We start from the raw sequence: 22,295 nt of genomic DNA on the forward strand, positions 1-22,295 counted from the left end.
CCTGCCTTACGAACGGTTACTTTTGCGCAATGATTTTTAACACTTGCTTTGCTTTCTCCAGGTCCGGAGCACTCTCCGGAATGAACGCAAACAAATCCTTGCCGTTCAATTGAAGCTCCTTGAACCAAAGGGACTTCTCCATCGGAATGCCGTACAGATGCTTCTCCTTCTTGCCGCCTACGGGAATTTCCATAACGCCTTCGGCAAAATCCTCCGGCTTCGCCACGTCGTCAAGCGACACGTATCCACCTTGCTGCGCCATGCCCTTGAACTGCTCCGCCGGTATAATCAACACTCCATGCCCTCCGGCGGCTATTTCGACCATCATTTTCTCAAGCGAAAACAACGGCGATGTCACGACTTGCACAGTGGGCGTCTGTCCGATTTTGCTCTGCAGCGACGCTTGCAGCTTTTCCCCGATTTCCGTCGGAATGCCGCTCTTCCCCATTAAAAACACCGTCACGTCCGCCTTCGGTCCTCCGCAGCCCGCAAGCACGAAGATCAGCAGCAGACCGAGAAGCCATCTCCTTCTCATCGTCCCTTTGTCTCCCCCTCTATCCGTGCCGACGGAAGCCCGTCTCCGCGGCTCTCTATCCTTGTATCTTACCATAGTCGGGGCTGCGCTTTCAAAGCTTTTTCGACAAAGCAAAAAGAGACCGCTCAACGTCGGTCCCCTTTAGGGCGATTCATATATTCATTGATTTTAATATCCAACTGCATGCTGATTTCGACAACTTCGGGGGACGTGAGGCTGTTCCCGTTCTGTACAAGCTGTTCCAGCTGACGCCGGAGCTTGTAGATGTCATCTTCCAGCGAAACGGCGGATGAGGCCTGTTTTCTTTTTCCAAAAGTCCACTTGGCCTTGTGCTCGCTGTCGCGAATCCAGCCGACGTTCAAATATTGCCGGAGCTGATATTCCGGAAAAGCCATCCCCATCCCTCCCACCGGGTCGTCGTCATCAGACTTAAGCTGACAAGTTTTTATAGGTAAGTCATACATTTAAACCTTTTATACCTATAAGATACCAGTTTTTGGGGGATTTGAAAATGATTTATTTTGACGAAATTACAACTTTTTTATGAAATTTCCAATCCTGTCGATTGCTTCTGTCAATTGATTGACCGATGTCGCATATGAGCAGCGGATAAAACCCTCGCCGCCGAGACCGAATACTTGCCCGGGCACCGCTGCAACCTTGGCCTCAAACAGCAGCCGCTGCGCGAATTCCTCCGAAGTAAGTCCCGTGGACTGGATGGACGGGAAAGCGTAGAACGCGCCCTGAGGCTCATGGCACGGCAGGCCGATCTCCCGGAAACCATGGACGACCAAGCGTCTCCGCTGGTTGTAGGACTCGACCATCTTGTCCTTCTCCTCCATCCCGTTCGTGAGCGCTTCGAGCGCAGCCACCTGCGCCATGGACGGAGCGCACATGACCGTATACTGATGGATTTTCAGCATCGCCGAAATGAGGTCCTGATGCCCGCAAGCATATCCCATCCGCCATCCGGTCATGGCGAACGCCTTGGAGAAGCCGCTCACGAGAATCGTGCGGTCCCGCATGCCGGGCATCGACGCGAAGCTGACATGCTTTTGCTCGTAGGTGAGCTCCGCATAAATTTCGTCGGAAATGACGATCAGGTCGTTCTCTTCAACAATTTTCGCAATCGGAAGCCAGTCCTCGTACGTCATGATTCCGCCGGTCGGGTTGCTCGGGTAACACAAGATGAGCACCTTCGAGCGGGGCGTAATGACCGCTTTCAGCGCTTCCGGCTTGAGCTTGAACTGGTCCTTGGCGAACGTTTCGATCCCGACGGGAATACCGCCGCTGATCCGCGCGATCGGGCTGTAGGAAATGTAAGTAGGCTCCGGAATCAGGATTTCGTCTCCCGGGGCGATCAAAGCGCGCAGCGCAAGATCGATGGCTTCGCTGCCCCCGACCGTTACCATCACTTCTTCCGACGGCTCGTAGAGCAGCCGGAACGATTCGTACAAATATTCCGCGATCGCCTCGCGCAGCTCAAGAAGGCCGGCGTTAGGCGTATATTTCGTATTGCCGCGCTCCAACGAATAAACGCACGATTCCCGGACATGCCAAGGCGTGTGAAAATCAGGCTCTCCGACGCCAAGAGAAATAATATCTTTGCTCCCGCTTACCAAGTCAAAAAACTTGCGAATCCCCGAAGGCGGAATTTCCTGCACGAGCGGCGCCAAATACCCGCGCATTGACTTGACCTGCTGTACCTGTTTTGACTCAATCATTGCTTTTCAGCGTCCTTTACGGCGAGATTAAAAGACGGCGGTCATCCTCATGATCTTCAAAGACGATTCCGTCTTGCTTGTATTTTTTAAGAATAAAATGCGTTTTGGTCGAAAGCACCCGGTCGATCGGAGACAGCTTGTTGGAGACGAACGACGCCACTTCCTTCAGCGTCTTCCCTTCGATTTCCACCAGCAGATCGTAAGCCCCCGACATCAAATAAACCGACTTGACTTCCGGATATAAGTAAATGCGCTCGGCAATCGCATCGAAGCCCCGTCCTCGCTCCGGCGTAATCTGCACTTCGATCAAGGCGGTGACCTTCTCATTGTCCACCTTGGCCCAGTTAACGACCGTCGCATATTTGACGATAACGTTCGCTTCCTCCAGCTCGCGGATGGCTTCCGCCACTTCGGCTTCGGACGCCCCCAGCATAGTCGCAATCAGAGCCGGCGTACGTCTCGCGTCTTCCTTCAGCAGCTCGATAATTTTCATTTTGAATTGTTCCAATGACAACGCCCTCCTACTAGATATACGAAGCAAACGGCCTCACCCGGCGAATCCACCGTGAGCCGGGAAGCCTGCGGGGTCGCAGCCTCGCAACGAGTGCCGGAACCGATGGCTTATTACTCCATATTACACCTGTCAGCCACGCTTTGGCAAAGTAAAATTATGCGGGCTCGCTTTCCCGCGGCTAACGGAAACCACCTTCCCCTGCACAGCAAAAAAAACCTCCGAAACCCATTCGGAGGTCGATAACGGCTTATGGCAAGCCCGTATCAGCAATGGCAGTGGCTCTCTACCGGGGAAACGGCCAGCAGCTTGCGCATATAGGCTTCGATTTCCCGCCGTTCGTAGCCGGGCCTGATTTTGCATTCGAACGCTTGCTGTCCGATGTCGTCGCTTACCAGCCGCCCGAGGCCGACCAGCACTCCTTGGTCGTAGGCCGCGATGACAGGGCCCCCGTCGCATAAAGCTTCGTAAGCCAGCGGCCGGCGCTCGCCGGTCCGCCCAGACACGGAGTCGATCAACTGCTGAAACTGCGCTTCGCCCGGAAGCTCGTTATGCAGCGCGATTTTCATCCTTGGTTCCCTCTCTTCCATACTGCTTTTCGATGTCAAGATTGATCTCTATTGATTATTATACATTTAATTGCATATTTATTCAACATATCCGACGGAGTTTACAAATAAAAAAGGCCCACCCTTATTGGGCGAGCCTAAAAGTATCGAGAAAGTGGTCCATTGAGGTAATAGAGGTGAACGAGGGGGTGGGGTATCTACTTCCGGTCGCTGCCCCACCCCGTAAAGTGAAGTTGAATCAAGGAAGATAAATCCGAGTACTTTTCGGGGACCCCAGATCTGCGGGAAATTCGAGTTGAAGCCCCTTAGTAGCGGATATTTCCCGAAGACAAAGGCGAACGCTATCGCTCCTCCAGTAGATACCCCTCCGTGTGTAGCTCTATTAATAAGACCACTTTCTCGATGAAACAAGCCTGCCCTCATCGGACAAGCCTGCTTTCCCTATCGGATCAAAAGATTCCCATGCTCAAATAGCGCTCTCCGGTATCCGGCGCAATGCACAGCACGCGCTTGCCGCGGCCGAGCTTACGGGCGATTTGAAGCCCTGTCCATACGGACGCTCCGGCGGACGGGCCGACCAGAATGCCTTCGAGACGCGCCAAGTCCCGCGTCGTTTGTAGCGCATCCTCGTCGGACACCTGAACGATTTCGTCGTAAACGCTGGTGTTCAAAATTTTCGGCACGAAGCCGGGGCTTGTGCCTACGAGCTTATGGGGTCCCGGCTCGCCGCCCGACAGAACCGGAGAGCCTTGGGGCTCGACGACGTAGATCTGCACTCCCGGAAGCTTCTCGCGAAGCACCTCGCCCGTGCCTGTAATCGTGCCGCCTGTACCGGCGGTCGCGACGAACGCATCGAGCCGCCCTTCCATCTGCTCGATGATCTCCAGCGCCGTCGTCGTCCGGTGAATGTCCGGATTCGCCTTGTTCTCAAACTGCTGCGGGATGAAGCTGTTCGGAATTTGCGCCTGCAGCTCCACCGCCTTGCGGATGGCTCCTGGCATCCGCTGCTCAGCGGGCGTCAGGACAACCTCCGCTCCGTACGCTTTCAGCAGGTTGATCCGCTCTTTCGTCATGTTATCCGGCATGATCAGAATCGCCTTGTAGCCCTTGGCCGCGGCGTTCATCGCCAAGCCGATCCCGGTATTGCCGCTGGTCGGCTCTATAATCGTCGCACCGGGGCCGATCAGGCCGTCCTTCTCCGCCTGTGCAATGAGATTGAACGCCGCGCGGTCCTTGACGCTTCCGCTCGGGTTGAAATATTCCAGCTTCACATACAGCTCCGCATCGTTTTCCTCAACCAGCCTGCGGATGCGCACGGCCGGCGTATCGCCGATCAGCTCCGTAATGCTGTTCACCATTTTTCCGGTAGTTCTCTTCATGCTGCCTGCCGCTCCCTTCCCTATCCCTCTTATTTTATCGGGAAGGTATGGTTTTAGCAAGCTACACGAGAGTTCACGCCATCTCCGCCTTGCGCATCCAATACCATACGGCGAGCGGCGAACTGCCAATGCCGAGCAGCAGCCAGTTCATGGCGGCGGGCGACTGGGTAAATGAAACGACGGCAATAAACACAGCGGTGCCGAGCAATCGGCCCGCATTCAGCGCCAGCTCCCGCATGACGATATATTCCTCCCGCTTCTTCACACTCTCCTCCTCCCGCCCGATGAGATCGAAGACGATGGAGGTCATGGGAATGCCGTACAGTGGATAAAAGACGGCCGCGCCTACCCCGAACAGCAGCAGCGTAAAGAAATTGACCTTCCAAAAAAACGGCAAAATGACAAGCACCAGCATCACCGCGCCGAGCAGCATCGCTTTCCCCCGAAATCGGGGCTTCAGCAGCTTGCCCGCCACCAAAAAACTAAGCAGCGCTACCGCGGAAGTAATGAGCGAGAAATTGCCGAGCGACATCTCGCTCCCCGTATGAACATAGACCAGCAGTCCGATCATGAAACCGAACACGCCCTCCCGAACACCTTGGGCCGCCAGGGCGAGCCCGACCTTGCGCCAAGCCGTATCCTGGTATCTTAAGCACCGCCAGACGAGAAACCATTCGTAGGTCCCGGACGTTTTACGCTTTTTCAGAAAAAAGCTGAAAATCACCCCGACCACAAACACAATCAGCGACAAGGTAAAAATGAGCCGATACCCCGTCGCCGCATGCAGCCGGATAATTAAAAAACCGGAAATCCAGGGCGCGATCATCCCCGCCCCCGATCCGAGCAGTCCCGCCCATCCGTTGAACCGGTCGCGGTCGTCCGGGCCCGTCACCTCGAAGTAGACGACGTTGAATGCAAGCCAGAACAAGCCCGATGACAAGCCTTGAACGGCTCCAAGCAGCGCGAAATAGTCTGCGGCCCTCCCGCCGAACCACAGCACCAGCATGTAAAAGACCGCCGCAACCGCAACCCCCGTGCGCAAGCAGTTCATTTTGTTATGTTCTTTGACCCATTTGCCCGCAATCCAGAACGTTAGCGCCATCGTCAAATGATGAATGAGCGTAAACCATCCGATGACCGTAAAATCATGCTTCGCTTTCCATAGATACACATTGACGAACGTGCCGGAAAGGGCGTTGGCCACGGCAAACAAGCCGTTCACCGTCAGCAGAAGCCGCGATTGCCCCGACAACGGGCCGCTTTTTTTCTTCTTCGGCTTTCCGCCGGCCGGGCCTGTCTGCTCTATATCCCGCCAACTGTGCTCCCCCGCACGATCCTTGCCTCGCACCCAATCGTGCGGAAAATGTTTAGCTCCGGAATGCATGCTCTCACCTTGTATCCGTAATGTCTTAGTTAAGCTTCCCTGTTCGGCGGAAATCATGAATGAAAGCCAAAAAAAGGAACCCGGAAGCCGGCAAATGCCTGCTTTCGAATTCCTTTTTTAGCAGATCTTATTTCTTGGCTCCATGCTCCCGAAGCTGCTCCACCAACGCGAGTCGGTCCGTTTCCGCCAACTGTCGTTCGACTCTAAAGCAGGACGGGCACAAGTAAACCTGAACGCTGAATGACGCTTGAAGGAGCGGCTTGCCAAGCGCCGGATGCACGAACGGAACAAAGGCCTCCGAAACCGATTCGGTACCGGCCAGCAGCATAAAGCTGTGGCAGGAAGAACATTCCGGCGCTTCCTCTTGACTGTCCAGCAGTTGCTGAACGCCTTCCCCGTAATCGTCTGCCAGCTGCAGCTCCTCGTCCGACAGCTCCAGATCGTCATCCAGTTCTTCCTCATCGTCATATTGGATGCCCGAATCGGAACTCTCCACCTTTAGATTAATGCTCCGGTAATCGCTCAGCTCGTTGAAGCAGTGCGGACATTCCTCTTCCGGACCGATTTCCGGATCCCATACGATCTCCGTATGGCACCACGGGCAAACTTGATTTTCTGATTGCGACAAACGCGTCATCCCCCTTAGCGGCGGCGGGTGAAGGTCTGCTTACGCCTTCACGCTATGCAAATTTAATAAAATAGTAAACGCCCGCGCCCAAAAAAACAAGCGCAAGCGCAAATAAGGTGCCCCATAAATATTTCACAAGGACTCTTCCTCCTCCGGTCTTGAAGAACGATCCGATTCTGGCCGGCCCTCTTCGCCGGCCCCCGGCATCAGGTCACGCTAGCGCCGATAACATAGGACAACGATACCGAAATTACCATGGATAGAAAGCCCACGGCCCGGTTGTCCTTCTGGATTTGCTCGTCGATTTTGAAGTACGGCGTCAAAAACTCAAAAATAAAATAAGCCGCCAGCAGCAGTAAAAAGCCGTACCCTGCCCAAATCAACGAATGCAGCAGCGAATCGTTATTCAAGATCGCAAAACGGAACAGGTTGCAGATCCCGAATATTTTGCCCCCGGTTGCCATCGCTACCGACAAGTTTCCTTTCTTGATCTCGTCCCAATCCTTATACTTGGTGACAAGCTCGAAAATCGCCAAAAAGACAATCAGCGCCAGCACGGCGATCGAAAAAAACGCCAGCGTCTCAACATAAGGGTTGCTCAACAAAAAATCCACCTCTTTATCCGCCATATCGATCCACCCTGCCTTTCGCCTCAATCAAGGTGAGTTTTTAACACTGAAGAGACTGAAGGCGCTAAGCCTCCAGTCTCTCTATGTCGCTTACTCCGCTTGCTTCTTGGCCGCCAGCTTCGCACGAAGCGCTGCCAGTTCATCGTCGACGCCGTCGTTTTTGCTGAGCGCTTCGAACTCGTCGTCGAGGCTCTTGTCTTTGGAGCGCAGCTCATTGCTCGCTTCGGCTTCCGCCTCAAGCTGCATCACCTTTTGGCTCATCCGGTCGAAGCCTTTCGCCGCATTGTCGGTACCGAAGCCGGTCATTGCCTGGTTGATTTGCTTCTGGGCTTTGGCCGCTTCCGCACGGGCTACCAAAATGTCCTTTTTGTTCTTCATTTTGCTGAATTCGTCCTTCATCTCGGACAATTGGTTGCGCAGACGGTCGGCGTTGGCTTTCGCCGTATCGTATTGCTGCTTCATTTCGTCATAGCGCAATTGATGCTCTTTCTTGTCCTGCAGCGCGCGGCGGGCCAAATCCTCGTTGCCGGATTCCAGTGCCTTGAGCGCTTGCTCCTCGCGCTTTTGAACCATTTCTTGCGCTTCCTCGTACTGCTGCTTGAACTTCTTCTCGATCGCGATTTGCTTGGCAACCGCCGACTCGGCTTCCAAAATATCTTCTTCCATATCCCGAAGGAATTGATTGAGCATTTTTACCGGGTCTTCCGCTTTGTCCAGAAGATCGTTAATCGAAGCCATCGTCATGTCACGCAGTCTTTTGAAAATTCCCATGTTAAAATTCCTCCTGTACGATTGTTTAAATATCGCTTCAGCCTGCAGAGCTTCACAAACATCGATGCTTACACTCGTATATACGGAAGATGCGAGCCGGAGTTTCAATTGTCGAATAAAATTTTTTCAAAGGATGAGTACGGGCCCGCTGCGACCGGAAGGAAGAGCGGGCTTCTTCTATTTCAGCTCGGCTACCGTGACCCCTGCGCCGCCTTCGTTGTAAGCTCCCATCCGGAAGCTCTTAACATGCTTATGCTTGCGCAAAAACTCTTGAATGCCGGTCCGCAGCACGCCGGTGCCTTTGCCGTGAATGATAAACACCTGGCCGAAATTGGCCAAGTACGATTCGTCCAGGAACCGGTCCACTTCAATGATCGCCTCTTCCACATTGGCCCCGCGCAAGTCCAGCTCCATCTTGGCGTTCTCGTCGCGCGTCCGCTTCAGGCTGGAAGTAGCCTGCTGCTGCGGCTTCTTCTGGGCGGAGGCTTGCTTCAGCAGCTCCAGGTCCGCTTTGTTCACTTTCATCTTAAGAATACCGAGCTGCACGGTCACTTCCGTCTCGCTCACCAGCTCGACCACATGTCCCCGCTGGCCGAGATTCGTCACCAGCACTTCGTCGCCCGGCTCGATCCGGTCGGCCTTTTTGCGCGGCGCGCCGGCCTTGGACTTGCTTCGGAGCTCGGGAGCAGCATCGTTCATCCGCCGTTTCAGCTCGCTGAGCTTGTGATCCTTCACTCCGCCCGCTTCCTCGCGCTGAATTCTGCGGAGCTCGGTGATGATCTCGTCGGCTTCGCGGCGGGCTTTCGCCACCGCCTCCTGCGCCTCGCGCTCCGCACGCTCGAACAGCTTATCCTTCTGCTCTTCGAAGCGCCGGCGTTCGGCGGCAAGCTGCTCGCGCAGCGTTTCGACTTCGCGGCGGTTGCGCTCCGCCGATTCGCGCTCGGCCTCAGCCTGCAGCCGGTTCTCTTCGAGCGTGGCGATCATCGATTCGACGCGCTGATCCTCCTCGCCGACCTGTCCGCGGGCATGGTCGATGATGGTTTTCGCCAGGCCGAGGCGCTCCGCAATCGCGAACGCATTGCTTCGCCCGGGAACCCCAACAAGCAGCCGATACGTCGGGCGCAGCGTCTGCACGTCGAACTCCATGCTGGCGTTGATGACGCCTTGCCGGTCGAAGGCATACGCCTTCAGCTCGCTGTAGTGCGTCGTCGCCACGATACGGCAGCCCATCCGGTGCATATGCTCCAGGATCGATATCGCCAGCGCCGAGCCTTCCGCAGGGTCGGTTCCGGCCCCAAGCTCATCGAGCAGCACAAGGCTTTTCGGGGTCATTTCTTTGAGAATCCGGATAATATTGGTCATATGGCTGGAGAACGTACTAAGGTTCTGCTCGATGCTTTGCTCGTCTCCGATATCCGCAAAGATCGCATCGAACACGCAAAGCTGGCTACCCTCCTCGGCCGGAACGAACAGCCCCGCCATCGCCATGAGCGACAGCAGACCGATCGTCTTGAGCGAGACGGTCTTGCCGCCCGTATTCGGTCCGGTTACAATGATCGTCGAATAGCGGTTGCCCAGCTCCACGTCAAGAGGAACGACCTTTTCTGCAGGAATGAGCGGATGCCGTCCGCGCTTGAGCTTGATGAAGCCGCGGTCGTTGAGCAGCGGCAGCGTCGCTTTCATTTCGCGCGCGACGCCCGCTTTGGCGAAAATAAAGTCAAGCTCCGTCAGCGACTCTACGTTGACGAGCAGCGTATCCGCGCTATCCGCTACGAGGGCGGACAGCATGCGAAGAATTTTCTCGACCTCTGCCTCTTCTTTCAGCTTTAATTCACGTACGCGGTTGTTCATTTGCACGACCGCTTCCGGCTCGATAAACAACGTCGCCCCGGAAGCCGACTGATCGTGGATCATGCCGCCGAAATGGCCGCGGTATTCCTGTTTTACGGGAATGACGTACCGGTCCCCCCGGATCGTTACGAGATTGTCCTGCAGCATCTTTTGGATGGACGGCGTGCGCACCATTTGCTCCAGCCGCTCGCGGGCTTTCGATTCGCTCGACCGCAGCTCTTGACGGATTTTCAGCAGCTCCGCGCTTGCGGTATCCATGACCTGCGCGTTCTCGTCGACGCACCCGCGAATCCGCTCTTCCAAATCCTTATGGTCCGTCATCGGCTCAAGCAGGTCAAGCAGCAGCGGAACGCTGTAATCTTCGTTCGTCGCTTCCAGAAACCTGCCCAGCCGGCGACCGCCTTGACTCGTCATCGCAATATCCAACAACTCGACCGGGTTCAGCATGCCGCCGATCCGCGCCCGATGGACCGCAGCGCGAATATCCCGGATGCCGCCGAACGGCGCGCCGCCCTTCAAGCGGTCCACATTGACCGCTTCGTCGGTTGCCTGCAGCCTGCGCTTCACTTCATGAAAGTCGCCGCTCGGTTCAAGCTCTTCCACCCGGCCTTTGCCGAGCGATGTCGCCGCATAATTCGCGCAGCGCTCAAGCACTGACCGGAAATCCAGCGTCGCCAATATTTTTTGATTGTATGATGTCTTGTTCGTATTCATCGCTTTCGTTTTAGAAACCTGCCTTTCTTACCGGAAAAAGCTCTCCATTGCTATTATATCCAAGTCCGGGTAGTAAAGCTAATGAATTTCCGCTAAGGTTTGCCATTCATAAAGCCGAAGACTTGGGAAAACCTATAAGGTGCACCGAAAGCGTTTGACGAATACCGCAAAGACACGAAGGAGGAACTGCACGATGCACTTGCTTGGACATCTCGTCAGGTTTATCGTTTCCGCCTTAATGCTGCTGATTGTAAGCTGGATCGTTCCCGGCTTTAGGGTTGGAGGCTTCTGGAGCGCCTTTTTCCTGGCCTTGGTTATCGCGATCGCGGCATGGGTCATTGAAGGAATCTTCGGCAGAAAGATCACTCCGTTCGGCCGGGGAATTGTCGGTTTTTTAACAAGCGCGCTGATCATTTGGCTCGCCCAGTTTATCGTGAGCGGCGTATCGACAAGCATTATCGGTGCAATCCTGGCTGCCTTGGTTATCGGAATCATCGACTTGTTCATTCCGGTGAAAACACCGTTTGAGCAAGGCCGTTCCGGTCGTGAGAACGCCAAGTAAGCGAATCGGCCGCAGGCAAAAGCGTCTGCGGCCGATTTCTTCGTTTTCACGAATATGGTCATTATACAAATAACGAGTAAATCAAGTAACACGCCGTCCCCCAAATCATCAGAGCCGATATCCGGTTCAACCAAGTATGGAACCGTCCAGAAGTATCCAGCTTTCCGGTCATCCGACCGACGCTGGCCATTCCGATAAACCACAGCCACGATACGACGATGGCCGCAGCGGTAAACCCGACTTTTTCCGCTCCCGCATAGTTCAGCGAGCTCGTTCCGATGACACCGACGGTATCGAGGATCGCATGCGGATTAAGCAGGGAAATCGACGCCGTAAAGGCGATTTGCTTCGAAATTCGGAACGATTCGGGCGAGCTTTGAACAGACGGTCCCGAAGCCGAAGCGGCTTTCCAAGCGTTCCAACCCAAATAGAGCAAAAATGCGGCGCCCGCGATAAGCAGCACCGTCTTGACCCAAGCAAACGCCAAAATGACGACGGAAACCCCTAAAACGGCAGCCAAAATCAAAATTGTATCGCACAGAGCCGCTGTGACCGAGGCGGACAGCGCAAGGACGAACCTCCGCTGAACAACCCCTTGCTGAAAAATAAACAGGTTTTGCACCCCCAATGGAAGGATCAATCCCAAAGCTAAAACAAATCCGTGCAGTACCGCTTGCATGCCCTCTCTCCTCCTGAAGCTATCTGAATAAATCCGGTCTTCATCCATCATAACTCCCTTGACGGAAAAGTCTTCAACCAAACGGTTGGTCGAGTACCCAACCAAAACGATCTTTGTTACAATTGGAGTAACTAACTTCGTACGGAGGGGATGGCCGCTTATGTACCGCATCGACTGGCAGCCGGATGAAAGTTCGCCGCTGCCGCTCTATTTGCAAATCAAAACCTATATGAAACGCAAAATCGAAAACGGCGAATGGCCGGTCGGCAGCCGCATCCCGACACAGCGACAACTGGCCGAGGCGCTGGGCGTCAACCGGTCCACCGTCGTTACGGCGCTTCAGGAGCTGATCGCCGACGGACTGCTTGAAGGCGACGGTCGCCGGGGCACGAAGGTGGTGAACAATCCGTGGTCCTTGCTGACCTCGCGCACCCCGCCCGACTGGGATTCGTATGTCCAGGCCGGCTGGCACCGGCCAAATCTGCCGACCATCCAAACGATCAATGAGACGGAATTTCAAGCCGGGATGATCCGTCTAAGCACGGGAGAGCCATCTCCGTCGCTGTATCCGCAGCCGCTGCTCGGAGAGGTATTTGGACGTCTTGCTTCCCGCATTCACACGCTCGGCTACGAGGAGCCGCGCGGACTGCTGCCGCTGCGGGAGCAGCTAAGCCGCCACCTGCAGGCGCTCGGCATCGCTGCTTCTCCGGCCTCCATCCTGATCGTCTCGGGAGCGCTGCAAGCCCTGCAGCTTATTTCCCTCGGACTCGTCAAACCGGGAGCCACCATGATCACGGAGAGCCCCTCCTACCTGCATTCCCTGCATGTATTTCACTCCGCCGGGGTCCGGTTAGCGGGGCTGGAGATGGATTCGGAGGGCATTCGCATTCGCGGTTTGATCGAATTGAAGCCCCAGCCGAACCGGATGCTGTATACGATTCCGTCCTTCCACAACCCAACGGGCATCGTCATGTCGGAGCGGCGGCGCGTCGAGCTGCTACGGGAATGCGAGCGGCTGCAGCTGCCGGTGATCGAGGACGATGTCTATCGCGAGCTATGGCTGGATGCCCCTCCGCCTCCACCCTTGAAAGCGCGCGATCCGAACGGCCTCGTTCTTTACTTGGGAAGCGTCTCCAAGACGGTCGGCCCGGGCCTGCGCACCGGTTGGATCGCAGGGCCGGAGCCGGTCATCCGGCGGCTTGCGGATCTCAAAATGCAGACCGATTACGGGTCAAGCTCGCTTTCTCAATGGGCGCTGACGGAATGGTTCGAACGCGGCTTTCATGAAGAGCATTTAAGCCGGGTGCGTATCGTATTAAGGCAAAGACGCGACGACGTGTTGGGCATGCTGCAGAAGCATTTATCGGGGCTTGCGGTATGGAGTGTGCCCGCTGGCGGCTTTTACATTTGGCTGCGAATTGTGCCTCCCGTCTCCATGAATGCGCTATTTACGCGTGCGCTTCAGGAGGGCATCTTGTTTAACCCCGGAACGGTGTACGACTCGCTCGGCGGGCCTTACATCCGGCTCTCTTATTCCTTCGAATCGGGAGAACGCCTGAATTTTGGCCTTCGGAAGCTGGCCGGATTGATCCGGGAGCTGAGCTCTCAACCAAGGTAAGGTTCGACAACGAATGACACGATGTTTTCATATTGTTGTCACCGCTCCGACACAGCCTTAAAGCCGACGGTTGCTGTATCATGGAATGAGAAAAATATTCCATGATGGTTTTGAAAGGGGACTTACCAGATGAAAAAATGGATCGTCAGTATGGCAGCAGTCGGGATGATTTTCGCCTTGTCCGCGTGCGGAGCCAAAGAAACCCCGAAAGCTTCGGAGCAGGCCAACAGCAATCCGGCGGCTCAGCAGGTAAAATTGGTTGCCACGAACTTCCAGTTCGATCAGAAAGAATATAAAGTGAAAAAAGGCGAGGACGTTACGTTTTCGCTGGAAAACAAACAGGGCATGCATGCCGTGCAAATTAGCGGCGTAAACGTCGGGTTGGACAACAACAACAAGACCAAAACGGTAAAAATCGACAAGGCCGGCACCTACGATATCGTCTGCTCGCTTCCTTGCGGCCAAGGCCATGCGACGATGAAATCCACGCTTATTGTGGAATAAGGGTAGCCTGACGACAACTAATTCCAAAGCGGCTCCGTTTGTCCCGCGGGATGGACGGGGCCGTTTTTTATTTAATATAAAGGCTATGTTAAACTTTGTTGTTGATCTTTACGATAAGAAAACCGCCTCGTTGAAGAGGCGGCTTATTGAGCTATCTTACCCGTTTGTTGAGTCTCTTTAATTTGGTTTTGCATTGATTTCCGTTAAAGTTCATGCATCACGAAGTCCCACCGAGTTAAGGCAGCTTGCTGCCGGCTGCGATGCGGTTAGTCGGTGCGGATGTGTCCCGGCCATTACTTCCTCGTTCCTTGTTTCCGGGACCGAGGGTCGCCCAGACCCGGAGCGTGAATGCGGTGTTTATATGATGCACCCGACTTCTTCGAGATACTTTCACACTGCTTTTCTGTTTCTGTTTTTACTCTAGTAATGTATATTTCAGTTAAGTTTTCTTTTAAACGTCACTTATTTATTACCGAGTTGTTCCGCCAAACCGATTAGAAGTCCTTCATTTCCACGAATGTAGCAGAGCCGATACGAGTCCTCGTACTGAACCACTTCGCCAACGAGCTGAGCACCATGCTTAGTGAGTCTGGATACCATTTCGTCAATGTCTTCAACGGTGAACATGACCCGTAGATAACCGAGGGCATTTACAGGAGCAGTTCGGTGATCTGATACAGTAGGTGGGGAGAGAAATCGCGAAAGTTCAAGTCGGCTGTGGCCATCTGGGGTAACCATCATAGCAATCTCTACACACTGTGAACCCAGCCCGGTTACGCGACCAGCCCATTCACCTTCGACAGTAGCTCGCCCTTCGAGCTTCAAGCCAATCTCCTCGAAGAAAGAGATTGCGTCATCAAGGGATTCTACAACGATGCCAACATTGTCCATTCTTAGTAATTTGTTTTTTGCCATAGTTTTATCTCCTCATGTGTACAAATTTATTACCTGTCACAGTATAGTAAAATGTGAAATTTGGTTTTCGGATATGTCATATTAACTTTTATTCTCCAAGGAATCGTTGGAATGGACGAAACGTATTTCTTATTCTCCGAAAAGGACAAACGGAATATTGCCAATTGTAAGCAACGTAAACGCGGCGAAAAAGCCAAATATCGTGGTATTAGTAATCACCAAGTATGTGTACTCGTTAACGCTTCAGTTGGAATCTGCTTTAGAGCAGCAAGAATCTATGTCGCCAGTAAAACAAGGTGACGTGCGTGACTTCACCATTTTAACTGCTCTGCACATTTTCTCAGTGAATAACCCTCAATCATACATTCAATAAAGCGAATCCAAACCTGAGGTTTCCTCGTTGGTTTCAGAGGGGGGTATTTGTAAGGTTATTGAACGTTTGGCGACAGGACTTACAACGGTAACGTTGACGTTTAACCTCTCCAGTACGGAATCTTACAGCGTACTTCCCAAATCGCACAACACAATGGTTTTTGCAATGCAGGCAAACGAGTCCCTCTTTATGCTTCTGCTCTGGAATTTCATCAATCGCTCGAACCGGAACCGCCACACCCTTGGTTCGGAACTGCAAAAAGTAGATAAGCTCTCGCTTACCATTATCATCCAATGTATCAGCAAGTCTCTTCAGTTCATTTAAATCCATGGGTAAATCATCGCTGAACAGTGATATTTATTACCCTAATTATAGAACACTAGTTCGTATATATCAACAACAAAGTTTAACATAGCCCATATAAAAAAGGGCCTGCTCCGCAGCTTGGTTTATTCCAAGCGTGAAGCAAACCCTTTATTCAGTTATTCCATTCTGCGGCTTCAGGATTCCCCCGCTTTGACCCGGCCGCCTCGGTTGTTCCAAAGCTCTTGCAGCTTATCGGTCAAAATCGGCGTATGCTCTAGGACGTACGGGGTCAGCATGGAGTTTTTGAGCTGATTCTGCGCGCCGTCGTTCGGAATAACCGTCATGACATGGACGGCGATCACTGCGATGACCGCTGCTTCGGCAAAGCCGAGCGCCGCGCCGCTCCATTGGTTGGCCTGCTTGAGTCCCGGCGCTGCCGCCAGCCAGTTCAGCAGCCGCCCGCCGATGCTGAACGCGATTTTGACCCCGAAGAACAAGATCGCAAACGCCAACGCATTATACACGTAGGTGTCCAACTTCAAGCCTTTGGCTAGAAATTCATACTTCTGGTACGTTTCGTGCCCGGATAGCGCAAGCGTACTGCCCACCAACGGCGCCAGATCGGCATAAAAGAAAAAGGCAATCAAGTACGCGGCCACAAGACCGACGACCGATACCAGTTGGCCGATAAAGCCGCGCGCGAACCCTAGAACCGTTCCGACCGCGAGCACCGCCAGAACGGTGTAATCCAATCCGTTCATTCGCTATTCCTTCTCCACGAGCTCGATCCATTCGTTATATTCGATCTGGAGCTTCTCGTACTCGGATTTCAAGTTCTGCAATTCCTCGAATACTTGCTCCGCCTTCTCCTGATGCTGCCCGTATTCGGCCTGCAGCGCTTTGTGCAGTTTTACTTGTTCGGCGAGCTGTTCTTGAAGCTCATTGTACAGCTCGACCTGAAGCTCCAGCTCGTCCTTCTGCTCCGCCAGCTCGATCCGCAGCTGCGCTCCCTGCGCGGCTTGCTCGGTCAGCTCGGCGATTTTCGCTTCCTGCGCAGCCAGCCGCTGCTCCAGTGTCTCCCGTTCGCTCTGCACCGTTTGCTGCCGATCTTCTAGCGCGGCACACTGCTCCTGCAGGGCACGGCTCAGCTCAACGGCCGCTTCGCGTTCCTGACGCAGTTCGGCAAGCTCGCGTTCACGCTCGCCGAGAAGGCGCTGGAACTCCTCGTGACGCGACTCCTGCGCAGCCGCTGCTTCGCGCAGCCCCGCTTCTTGCTCGGCCAAACGCCGCGCCAGCTCGTCATGCTGCCCTTGCAGCTCGTCATGCTGCCCTTGCAGCTCGTCATAGAGCTCCTGATGCAGGCCAATCTCTTCCTCCTGCTCACGGATTTTAACCCGCAGCTCGTCGACCTGCGCCGCCTGCGTTTCGCTGCGCTGCTCCCGTTCGGCAAGCTCGCGCGTCAGCTCGGCCTCCCGCTCACTAAGCTGCTGTCCGAGCTGCGCAATGCGCGCCGCCAAGGCAGCCGCTTCTTCGTCGAACCGCTGCTTCGCTTCGGCCAGCTCGCTTTCCCGCCTCCGCTCCAGCGCTTCCAACTGCCGCCGCTGCTCTTCTTCGCGGGCCGCCAGCCGGGCATCGCTCTCGGCTGCCCGAGCCGCTAGCTCCGCCTGGCGCTGTTCTGATTCGGCCAGCTCTGCGATGCGCTTTTGCTCCAGCGTAACGAGCTTGTGCTGAAGCTCCGCTTCCTGGGCTACGCTGCGCTCCCGCAAAGCGGCCAGCTCGCCTTCGAGCTCGTTGTACAGCTCCTGCTGCAGCGTAAGCTCTTCTTCTTGCTCGCGCCGCTTTCCGCGCAGGGCTTCCAGCTCCGCCTGCAGGCCGTCGCCGCGCTGCAGTTGCTCGCGCGTCCTCTCCAGCTGCTCGCCAAGCTGCACCTCGAGGCGGCGCTTCTGTTCCATCAGCTCCGCCTCGCGAGCCGCTAGACGCTCGGCGTAGCTCGCTTCCGCTTCGTGCATCTGCTCCGCCAGCATCGCCTTTGCCGCGACTACTGCCTCGCGGCTGCGCTCCCGCTCGGCTGCGAGCTGCCGCTCCAGCTCCGCTTGCTGCGCTTTTGCCGCGGCTGCTTGCGCTTCCGCTTCGCGCGCCTGCTCCGCCAGCATCGCCTCTGCCGCGGCTGCCTCTGCGCGGCTCCGCTCCCGCTCGGCTGCGAGCTGCCGCTCCAGCTCCGCTTGCTGCGCTTTCGCCGCGGCTGCTTGCGCCTCCGCTTCGCGCGCCTGCTCCGCCAGCATCGCTTCCGCTACGGCCGCTTCCTCGCGGCTGCGCTCCCGCTCGGCTGCGAGCTGCCGCTCCAGCTCCGCTTGCTGCGCTGCTACCGCGGCCGCTTTCGCCTCCGCTTCGCGCGCCTGCTCCGCCAGCATCGCCTCCGCCGCGGCTGCCTCTGCGCGGCTGCGCTCCCGCTCGGCCGCGAGCTGCCGCTCCAGCTCCGCTTGCTGCGCTGCTACCGCGGCCGCTTTCGCCTCCGCTTCACGCGCCTGCTCCGCCAGCATCGCCTCCGCCGCGGCTGCCTCTGCGCGGTTGCGCTCCCGCTCAGCTGCGAGCTGTCGCTCCAGCTCCGCTTGCTGCGCTGCTGCCGCGGCCGCCTGCGCCTCCGCTTCGCGCGCCTGCTCCGCCAGCATCGCCTCCGCTGCGGCTGCCTCTGCGCGGCTGCGCTCTCGCTCGGCCGCGAGCTGCCGCTCCAGCTCCGCTTGCTGCGCTTTCGCCGCTGCCGCCTGCGCTTCCGCTTCGCGCGCCTGCTCCGCCAGCAGTGCCTCCGCTGCGGCCGCTTCCTCGCGGCTGCGCTCCCGCTCAGCCGCGAGCTGTCGCTCCAGCTCCGCTTGCTGCGCTTTCGCCGCTGCCGCTTGCGCTTCCGCTTCGCGCGCCTGCTCCGCCAGCAGCGCCTCCGCTGCGGTTGCCTCCTCGCGGCTGCGCTCCCGCTCGGCCGCGAGCTGCCGCTCCAGCTCCGCTTGCTGCGCTTTCGCCGCGGCCGTCTGCACCTCCGCTTCGCGCGCCTGCTCCGCCAGCTTCGCCTCGGCCGCGGTCGCCTGCTCCCGAAGCTCGCGTTCCTTCGCTTCGCTCAGCTCCTGCAGCTCGTTATAAAGCGCCACCTGCAGCTCGATCTCCTGCTGCTGTCCGGAAAGCTGCTCCTGCAGCCCGTCGAGTTGGTCACTCAGCTCGGCGTACTGCTGTTCCCGCTCCGCGAGCCGCTTCACCGTCTCGCCGCGAGCCTGCTCGGTTGTCTGCAGTTGCTGCTCCAGCTCGTTTGCGCGCTTCTCCTGCGCCGTCAGCCGCTCCTGCGTCTGACGCTCTGCTTCCGCCTGCTTGCTCAGCTGCGCTTCCTGCGAAGCAATCTTCGCCCGCAAACCGTCCCGCTCCTTGGCCTGCTCGGCTGCCCGTCGCTCAAGCTCCTGCTTCGCCTGCTCCAACTCGCGGATCCGCTGTCCGCGGCGTTCCGCTTCCTGCGCTTCGGCTGCGCAACGCCCCTCGAACTCGCGTGCCCGCTCCAGCGTCTCGGCCAGCTTGCGTTCCAGCTCGCCGCTCAGCTCCAGTTGGCCGTTCAACCGTTTCCGGCTTTCGGCGAGCTCGCTATCGAGCGTGGACAAACGGTCGCGAAGCGGTTCCAGCTCGGCCCGCAGCGCTGCCGCTTCCGCCTCGGCGCGTTCCCGCGAAGCCTGCTGCTCTCCGCGCTCCGCTTCGAGCTTGGCCAGCCGGTCACGCTCCGTCTCCAGCTCCTGCTGAAGCTGCGCATGCCGCTCGCTTAACCGTTCCAGCTCTTCGCTCGCCTGCTCGAGCTGCCGCTGCCGCTCCAATACCGACTCAAAATCCTGACGCATCCGGCTCCATTCGTCCGCCATATTGACGGCCGCGAGCACTGCGATTTTAGGCAAATCAAGCCGCGGGCTGCTCTCCGCGATCTTGTGCATTTGATCGTTCACCAGAGCGGCCATTTGCTTTATATAGGAAGGGCTGGATTTCGAAACCAGCTTGTACTGGGTACCATAAATATCGACGGTCATCCGAACTTTCTCTTCACCGCTCATGCGCCTTGCTCCCCTTTCCAAAACACAAAAAAAGATTCTCCGTATCCTATAGACTTCGATACGGAGAATCGCTTTTCCTGCTGTCTTTTTCAGACTTTTGCCGGACAAAAGACAAGGGAATTATTTCCTGAGCTCAGCGCCAAATCCTTCCTCAAGGGCCGCTACGACACGGCCATGCAGCTCGCTGACCTCTTCGTCGGTCAACGTCCGCTCCAGAGTGCGGTAGACCAGCGAAATGGCCACGCTTTTCTTATCCGCGCCAAGCCGCTCGCCCGTGTAAATGTCGAACACCTGGATCGATTCGAGCAGGCTGCCTGCGGTTTCCCGCGCCTTCGCGAGCAGATCGCCGACAGGAACGCTGCGGTCCACGACGAGCGCCATATCCCGCCCGATTGCCGGGAAACGAGGCAGCGGACGGTAAGCAAAGCTTTCGCTTGCCAATTGAGCGAGCGTATCTAGCTCTACTTCAAGGACATACGTGTCCACGAGGTCCTTTTGCTGCTGAAGCGACGGGTGAAGCTGGCCGATCGTTCCGATGGCCCGGCTGCCGCTCGCCGTTTCGACAACGATCCGCGCCGTCCGTCCCGGATGGAAGCCTTCCGGCTGGGCAGCCTCGTACCGGACGCCGTCGATTCCGAGATAAGACACTCCCCCTTCGAAAATGCCCTTCAAATCGTAAAAGTCGACATCGGCCGGCTTATCGGTCCAATGCAGCTCGCTTCGTTTGCCGGTCAGGAGGATGGCAAGCTGCAGCTTTTCCTCCGGAAGACGGCTCAACTGTGCATCTCCGGTAACGAATACGCGGCCGATTTCGAACACGGCGACGTCATCCTGATTCCGGTTCCGGTTATAAACTGCCACATCGAGCAAATGCGGGATTAAGCTCGTACGCAGCACGCTGCGGTCCTCACTCATCGGCATCGCCAAAGCAATCGGCTTCGCGTCCGGGTAAGCACCCGTATATTGGCGGATTTGCTCCGGATGCGTGAACGTGTACGTAATCGCCTCGTGCAGGCCGCTTCCCGTCAGCAGCGTCCGCGTCAAGCGGCGGATCGCCTGCTCCCGGGTAAGCGCGCCCGGCGTCGTGACCACGTTCATCAGCGTGGTCGGAATGTTGTCGTAGCCGTGCAGACGGGCCACTTCCTCGATCAAATCGACGGCGCGGGTAATATCGCCGCGGCGGCTCGGCACATGCACCAGCAGTCCGTCCTGCTCCAGCGGCTCGACCGTGAAGTTCAACCGTTCGAAGATCGCTTTTACTTCTTCAACCGACAGCTCCGTGCCAAGATACCCGTTGATGCGGCTTACGGTCAACTCAATTTGCACCGGCTTGCGCTCTCCCGCTACCGCTTCGACGATACCGGACGCCACTTGGCCGCCGGCCAGCTCGGCGATGAGAGCCGCCGCGCGGTTCAGCGCCGGAATAACCGCTTCCGGATTCGCTTCCTTCTCGAAGCGCAGCGACGCTTCCGAACGAAGTCCGAGCTGACGCGACGTTTTGCGGACCGAGGAGCCGGCAAAGTTGGCGGACTCCAGCAGGATGCGCGTCGTTCCGTCCGATACTTCAGAGTTCGCGCCGCCCATGACGCCCGCGATCGCGACCGGCTTCACCCCGTCGGTGATCAGCAGCATATGCGGCTCCAAGGTCCGCTCCGCATCGTCCAGCGTCACGAGCTTCTCGCCTTCACGAGCGAGCCGCACGTCGATATGGCCGTTGTTCAGCTGATCCGCATCGAAAGCGTGCAGAGGCTGGCCGTATTCGAACATGACGAAGTTGGTCACATCCACGATATTGTTGATCGGACGCACGCCGGCAGCCATCAGGCGGTTTTGCAGCCAAAGCGGCGACGGGCCAATTTTTACGCCTTCGATCAGACGCGCCGCGTAATGCGAGCATTGCTCTTTGGCCGAAATTTCCACGGAAATCCGGTCCGCCGCTTTGACGGCTGCCGCGCTGTCGTTCAAGCCCGCTTCCGCATCCGGCAGCTTCACCCCGCGGCCCAGAATCGCCCCGATCTCGTAGGCTGCGCCCAACATGCTGAGGCAGTCGGAACGGTTCGGCGTCAGGTCGAAGTCCATCACTTCGTCGTTCAACGCAAGAACATCGAGGATGCTTGCGCCGATCTGCGTATCCTCCGGCAGCACCAGAATGCCTTCTTGAATTTCCTTCGGCAGCAGCTTGTCGTTCAAGCCAAGCTCCTTGGCCGAGCAGATCATGCCTTGCGACTCGACGCCGCGCAGCTTTGCCCGCTTGATGACGAGACCGTCCGGCAGCTTCGCGCCGACGATGGCGACAGGCACCTTTTGCCCTGCGGCTACGTTTTTGGCTCCGCATACGATTTGCAGATCCTCGCCTTGGCCTACATCGACGATACAGACACTTAGTTTATCGGCGTCGGGATGCTTTTCGCGCGATTTGACGAAACCGACAAACACCTGCGACACGCCTTTGTTGCGGCTTTCCACGATATCGACTTCAATGCCGCTGCGGGTCAGCTTCTCCGCCAGCTCGGCGGCCGAATAGCCGCTGACATCCACATACTGCGACAACCATTGGTAAGATACTTTCATGA

Annotated in this window: 19 protein-coding genes and 2 pseudogenes; 4 read left to right on the forward strand and 17 right to left on the reverse strand. The window is 56.6% G+C overall.

Translation table 11 applies throughout. The annotated features are described in order from the left end of the window. Positions 1–16: 16 nt before the first annotated feature. From QMG93_RS20345 to QMG93_RS20395, 11 genes are all read right to left on the reverse strand, one after another. Positions 17–535: a hypothetical protein gene (locus tag QMG93_RS20345; protein ID WP_281939628.1), complete on the reverse strand. Its 519-nt coding sequence runs from the start codon at positions 533–535 to the stop codon at positions 17–19. Between the two features lie 125 nt (positions 536–660). Next, positions 661–930: an aspartyl-phosphate phosphatase Spo0E family protein gene (locus tag QMG93_RS20350; protein WP_025853169.1), complete on the reverse strand. Its 270-nt coding sequence runs from the start codon at positions 928–930 to the stop codon at positions 661–663. 135 nt (positions 931–1,065) lie between these two features. Next, a complete protein-coding gene (locus tag QMG93_RS20355) occupies positions 1,066–2,259 on the reverse strand; it encodes an aminotransferase class I/II-fold pyridoxal phosphate-dependent enzyme (protein WP_281939633.1) in 1,194 nt (397 codons plus the stop codon). Between the two features lie 16 nt (positions 2,260–2,275). Then, positions 2,276–2,752 carry an Lrp/AsnC family transcriptional regulator gene (locus QMG93_RS20360; protein ID WP_173426612.1) on the reverse strand — a complete coding sequence of 159 codons (477 nt, stop codon included), beginning with the start codon at positions 2,750–2,752 and terminating at the stop codon, positions 2,276–2,278. A 284-nt stretch (positions 2,753–3,036) separates the two neighbouring features. Next, a complete protein-coding gene (locus QMG93_RS20365; RefSeq protein WP_281939635.1) occupies positions 3,037–3,339 on the reverse strand; it encodes a hypothetical protein in 303 nt (100 codons plus the stop codon). Positions 3,340–3,788: 449 nt separating this feature from the next. Beyond that, entirely contained in the window at positions 3,789–4,718 is a 930-nt protein-coding gene (gene cysK / locus QMG93_RS20370) for a cysteine synthase A (RefSeq protein WP_281939636.1), read from the reverse strand. Positions 4,719–4,791: 73 nt separating this feature from the next. Further along, positions 4,792–6,102 (reverse strand): MFS transporter, encoded by a 1,311-nt coding sequence (locus tag QMG93_RS20375; RefSeq protein WP_281939637.1) that lies wholly within the window; start codon positions 6,100–6,102, stop codon positions 4,792–4,794. Positions 6,103–6,229: 127 nt separating this feature from the next. After that, positions 6,230–6,739, reverse strand: coding sequence for a hypothetical protein (locus tag QMG93_RS20380; protein WP_281939639.1), 510 nt, complete (start codon positions 6,737–6,739; stop codon positions 6,230–6,232). A 197-nt stretch (positions 6,740–6,936) separates the two neighbouring features. Beyond that, on the reverse strand, positions 6,937–7,359 hold the full coding sequence (locus QMG93_RS20385) for a DUF350 domain-containing protein (protein ID WP_281939641.1): 423 nt from the start codon (positions 7,357–7,359) through the stop codon (positions 6,937–6,939). A 90-nt stretch (positions 7,360–7,449) separates the two neighbouring features. Then, the gene (locus tag QMG93_RS20390) at positions 7,450–8,130 is read right to left on the reverse strand and encodes a PspA/IM30 family protein (RefSeq protein WP_216795198.1); all 681 of its coding nucleotides are present in this window, start codon (positions 8,128–8,130) and stop codon (positions 7,450–7,452) included. Positions 8,131–8,307: 177 nt separating this feature from the next. After that, positions 8,308–10,695, reverse strand: coding sequence for an endonuclease MutS2 (locus QMG93_RS20395; protein WP_281939643.1), 2,388 nt, complete (start codon positions 10,693–10,695; stop codon positions 8,308–8,310). 193 nt (positions 10,696–10,888) lie between these two features. On the opposite strand from QMG93_RS20395, the gene QMG93_RS20400 reads away from it, so the two are divergent. Continuing rightward, complete coding sequence (locus QMG93_RS20400; RefSeq protein ID WP_036687620.1) at positions 10,889–11,257, forward strand: phage holin family protein; 369 nt, start codon at positions 10,889–10,891, stop codon at positions 11,255–11,257. Between the two features lie 61 nt (positions 11,258–11,318). On the opposite strand, the gene QMG93_RS20405 is transcribed toward QMG93_RS20400, so the two are convergent. After that, positions 11,319–11,936, reverse strand: a complete 618-nt coding sequence (locus QMG93_RS20405; protein WP_281939647.1) for a LysE/ArgO family amino acid transporter — start codon at positions 11,934–11,936, stop codon at positions 11,319–11,321. Positions 11,937–12,096: 160 nt separating this feature from the next. Between QMG93_RS20405 and QMG93_RS20410 the strand changes: the two genes are divergently transcribed. Then, positions 12,097–13,554: a PLP-dependent aminotransferase family protein gene (locus QMG93_RS20410; RefSeq protein WP_281939649.1), complete on the forward strand. Its 1,458-nt coding sequence runs from the start codon at positions 12,097–12,099 to the stop codon at positions 13,552–13,554. Positions 13,555–13,683: 129 nt separating this feature from the next. Beyond that, positions 13,684–14,058: a cupredoxin domain-containing protein gene (locus QMG93_RS20415; protein ID WP_216795203.1), complete on the forward strand. Its 375-nt coding sequence runs from the start codon at positions 13,684–13,686 to the stop codon at positions 14,056–14,058. 462 nt (positions 14,059–14,520) lie between these two features. Here the strand turns inward: QMG93_RS20415 and QMG93_RS20420 are convergent, their stop codons facing one another. Further along, on the reverse strand, positions 14,521–14,973 hold the full coding sequence (locus QMG93_RS20420) for a VOC family protein (protein WP_281939653.1): 453 nt from the start codon (positions 14,971–14,973) through the stop codon (positions 14,521–14,523). A 96-nt stretch (positions 14,974–15,069) separates the two neighbouring features. On the opposite strand from QMG93_RS20420, the pseudogene QMG93_RS20425 reads away from it, so the two are divergent. Then, a pseudogene (locus QMG93_RS20425) lies at positions 15,070–15,210 on the forward strand (IS1595 family transposase); the annotation flags it as partial. A gap of 5 nt (positions 15,211–15,215) precedes the next feature. Here QMG93_RS20425 and QMG93_RS20430 read toward each other — a convergent pair. From QMG93_RS20430 to pheT, 4 genes and pseudogenes are all read right to left on the reverse strand, one after another. Then, positions 15,216–15,676, reverse strand: a pseudogene (locus tag QMG93_RS20430) (transposase); the annotation flags it as partial. 170 nt (positions 15,677–15,846) lie between these two features. Next, positions 15,847–16,413 (reverse strand): CvpA family protein, encoded by a 567-nt coding sequence (locus QMG93_RS20435; RefSeq protein ID WP_216795205.1) that lies wholly within the window; start codon positions 16,411–16,413, stop codon positions 15,847–15,849. A gap of 3 nt (positions 16,414–16,416) precedes the next feature. Next, positions 16,417–19,722 (reverse strand): hypothetical protein, encoded by a 3,306-nt coding sequence (locus QMG93_RS20440; RefSeq protein WP_281939656.1) that lies wholly within the window; start codon positions 19,720–19,722, stop codon positions 16,417–16,419. A gap of 120 nt (positions 19,723–19,842) precedes the next feature. Then, positions 19,843–22,293, reverse strand: a complete 2,451-nt coding sequence (gene pheT, locus QMG93_RS20445; protein WP_281939658.1) for a phenylalanine--tRNA ligase subunit beta — start codon at positions 22,291–22,293, stop codon at positions 19,843–19,845. Positions 22,294–22,295 lie beyond the last annotated feature (2 nt).

Source organism: Paenibacillus tyrphae (assembly GCF_027925525.1).
Lineage (GTDB): Bacteria > Bacillota > Bacilli > Paenibacillales > NBRC-103111 > Paenibacillus_G > Paenibacillus_G tyrfis_B.

Bases quoted from the DNA above. Each gene is read 5' to 3' on its own strand.
- pheT (WP_281939658.1), bottom strand. From the start codon at position 22,293: ATGAAAGTATCTTACCAATGGTTGTCGCAGTATGTGGATGTCAGCGGC.
- QMG93_RS20440 (WP_281939656.1), bottom strand. From the start codon at position 19,722: ATGAGCGGTGAAGAGAAAGTTCGGATGACCGTCGATATTTATGGTACC.
- QMG93_RS20400 (WP_036687620.1), top strand. From the start codon at position 10,889: ATGCACTTGCTTGGACATCTCGTCAGGTTTATCGTTTCCGCCTTAATG.
- QMG93_RS20415 (WP_216795203.1), top strand. From the start codon at position 13,684: ATGAAAAAATGGATCGTCAGTATGGCAGCAGTCGGGATGATTTTCGCC.
- QMG93_RS20375 (WP_281939637.1), bottom strand. From the start codon at position 6,102: ATGCATTCCGGAGCTAAACATTTTCCGCACGATTGGGTGCGAGGCAAG.
- QMG93_RS20420 (WP_281939653.1), bottom strand. From the start codon at position 14,973: ATGGCAAAAAACAAATTACTAAGAATGGACAATGTTGGCATCGTTGTA.
- QMG93_RS20410 (WP_281939649.1), top strand. From the start codon at position 12,097: ATGTACCGCATCGACTGGCAGCCGGATGAAAGTTCGCCGCTGCCGCTC.
- QMG93_RS20350 (WP_025853169.1), bottom strand. From the start codon at position 930: ATGGCTTTTCCGGAATATCAGCTCCGGCAATATTTGAACGTCGGCTGG.
- QMG93_RS20395 (WP_281939643.1), bottom strand. From the start codon at position 10,695: ATGAATACGAACAAGACATCATACAATCAAAAAATATTGGCGACGCTG.
- QMG93_RS20405 (WP_281939647.1), bottom strand. From the start codon at position 11,936: ATGCAAGCGGTACTGCACGGATTTGTTTTAGCTTTGGGATTGATCCTT.
- QMG93_RS20365 (WP_281939635.1), bottom strand. From the start codon at position 3,339: ATGAAAATCGCGCTGCATAACGAGCTTCCGGGCGAAGCGCAGTTTCAG.
- QMG93_RS20435 (WP_216795205.1), bottom strand. From the start codon at position 16,413: ATGAACGGATTGGATTACACCGTTCTGGCGGTGCTCGCGGTCGGAACG.
- QMG93_RS20385 (WP_281939641.1), bottom strand. From the start codon at position 7,359: ATGGCGGATAAAGAGGTGGATTTTTTGTTGAGCAACCCTTATGTTGAG.
- QMG93_RS20345 (WP_281939628.1), bottom strand. From the start codon at position 535: ATGAGAAGGAGATGGCTTCTCGGTCTGCTGCTGATCTTCGTGCTTGCG.
- cysK (WP_281939636.1), bottom strand. From the start codon at position 4,718: ATGAAGAGAACTACCGGAAAAATGGTGAACAGCATTACGGAGCTGATC.
- QMG93_RS20380 (WP_281939639.1), bottom strand. From the start codon at position 6,739: ATGACGCGTTTGTCGCAATCAGAAAATCAAGTTTGCCCGTGGTGCCAT.
- QMG93_RS20355 (WP_281939633.1), bottom strand. From the start codon at position 2,259: ATGATTGAGTCAAAACAGGTACAGCAGGTCAAGTCAATGCGCGGGTAT.
- QMG93_RS20360 (WP_173426612.1), bottom strand. From the start codon at position 2,752: ATGAAAATTATCGAGCTGCTGAAGGAAGACGCGAGACGTACGCCGGCT.
- QMG93_RS20390 (WP_216795198.1), bottom strand. From the start codon at position 8,130: ATGGGAATTTTCAAAAGACTGCGTGACATGACGATGGCTTCGATTAAC.